The 2,124-nt window shown below is 66.6% G+C and carries 2 protein-coding genes; both read right to left on the bottom strand.

Going from position 1 to position 2,124, the window contains the following annotated elements:
- On the bottom strand, nt 1–838 hold an 838-nt coding region (locus tag BIU89_RS18425; protein ID WP_175474978.1), incomplete at its 3' end, for a DUF11 domain-containing protein.
- Between the two features lie 241 nt (nt 839–1,079).
- A partial coding sequence (locus BIU89_RS06300) for an RNA polymerase sigma factor (protein WP_217642817.1) occupies nt 1,080–2,124 on the bottom strand: 1,045 nt, incomplete at its 5' end.

Genomic DNA, 2,124 nt, shown 5'->3' with positions numbered 1-2,124 from the left:
TGGTGAACGTGCTGCCGTAGTTGGTGCTGGTGCTGGTGCCGGTGCTGTTGTTGAGGTCCGGGCAGACGGCGCCGCCGGTGGTGGTGCAGGAGAAGTCGGTGGCGTCGTAGGTGGAGAACGCGCTGCCGGTGTTCTGGGTGTAGAGGAAGTCGTTGATCGTCGCGCCGTCGGCCGCTTGGGGGCCGTCGTTGGTGTAGGTGACGGTGTACTTCGCTGCACCGCCGGGGGCGATGCTGGTGGCGTCCGTCTTCTTGGTCACGCTGAGGCTCGCACCCGAGGCCGGAGTGGTGTTGATGAAACTGGTGTTCGAGGACGTGTCTGGGTCGGTCACTCCGGTCGGCGGGGCGATCGTTGCGGTGTTCGTCACCGAGTTGGTTCCGGTGTACTTGCCGGTGACGGTGATGGCCACCCGTCCCAGGTGCGGGAACGCACCAAGCGTCCCGGAGACGGTGGTGTTCGACACGGCCAGGGAGGCCGGGCACGCGGCCCCGTTACTGGCTTGGCAGGTCGCAGCGACGTTCCTGGCGCCGCCGGAGAACGTGTCGGTGAAGGCCGCCCCGTCGGCGTCGGGGAGGCTGTTGTTATTCATCACCACCGTGTAGGTGAACGCGTCTCCCGTGTTGGCAGAGCTGGGCCCGGAGACCGTGATTTGCAGATCCGCCTGCGACCCCGGGACGACGGCGGCGTTCGCCGGCATCGACGGTGCCAGGAACACCACCATCAGCATCGCCATCACGACAGCGACGCTGCCGAAGATGACGCGCTGGACACGTTTCCGGCGCGAACCGGGGACGGCGACGTTGCCGCTGGCATCCAGCGGGGGGAAGAACGAGGTCATGGGGTGGTCCTTGTCGGGTGATCTGCGCGGTGGGTGGTGCCGGGGTTTCGGGGAGTGGTGTGCGGGGCCAGCTGGTGATCAAGCCAGCTGGCCCCGGTACCGGCCACCCGAAGGCCGGATTCCTCTGGCCGCACACCCCGTATACCCAAGGGGGTGCGTGCGAAACCAGTTCTGATGCGTCACGCATCGAGCACTACGACGGGACTCCCGGAACGATCTGTCGCTTCTGGCGAAAAGTTCTCTAGGGCAGTTTCCCGTTGGCGGTACCGGTGACGGTCGTCGTGGTTGTTGACGCGATGATCACAATGCGGTACCTGCTCCCAGCAGGGTTGGTTGGCCCGCGGGTGACAGATAGTGTCCCGGCGACAGTACCGGCAGGGACGGTGCAGGTGCCGCCTCCCAAAGAGGGACTACACGTAAACCCGGCCGGCGCAGACAAGACGTGCACATCCGCGGGCAGCGTGATCGTGAAGCTCTTCACCGTCCATGTGGGGGCGTGGACATCGAAATGGATGTCGAGCGCGGTCGAGGACCCTTCCGGGGTTGCCATCACGGTCAGCTCCGCTGTCGGACGAGTCTGTGTCGCGTGGGATGCGGCGGTGATCGCCGGTACCGCCACGACGGCGATTCCGGCGGTCCCAAGGAGCGTCGCGACGAGGAAGAAAGCCGCCGGGGCCCTGCCAAGGTTCAGCCCGGCCCGGATGAGCCGGGACGCCGGGGTGAGCCGCGCGGCAGCGACCCGCGCCGCCGAAGGGGCTGCCGACTGCGCGGGCGGTGCCGGGGGGTGGGTGCTGGGGTTGTTCTTCTGGGTAGCGGCGGACGCGGCGATCGGTCGGTGCATCACGAATGCGACGGTGAGTAGCGGCAGGAACCCGAACAAGGTTCCCATCCTTGCCCACACCGCCCACTGCTTCCGGCAGTCGGGGCAGGAGAACACGTGTCCCATCCCGCGGGTGCCCCCGGGGTAGTCATCCGGGGAATCTGCGGGGACGGCAGGGATCTTTGGCGCGTTCCGTCGGCATTCTTCTTGTCCCTGCTCCAGCAGCACCACCAAGACGGCGCGTTTCAATGCGGCCCGGGAACGCTGAAAAAGGGTGGATACGGATGGCGCCGTCCGGCCGAGCAGGGTGGAGACTTCTGCGGGTCTCTTCCCGTTGACAGTCATCTCGATCAGGACCGCTTGCTGCTCCTTCGGGAGAGTGGCGAGGGCTCCTCTCACGAGGTCGAATTCGTGGTGGAGGTCGACCTGTTCGAGCGCCATACCGTCGTCCGCACCGACCAGGGTG

It is taken from the genome of Curtobacterium sp. MCBA15_005, assembly GCF_001864855.1.
GTDB classification, from domain to species: Bacteria; Actinomycetota; Actinomycetes; order Actinomycetales; family Microbacteriaceae; genus Curtobacterium; species Curtobacterium flaccumfaciens.
Note: the sequence above shows the minus strand (reverse complement) of the source record. Positions and strands in the feature narration are given on the sequence as shown.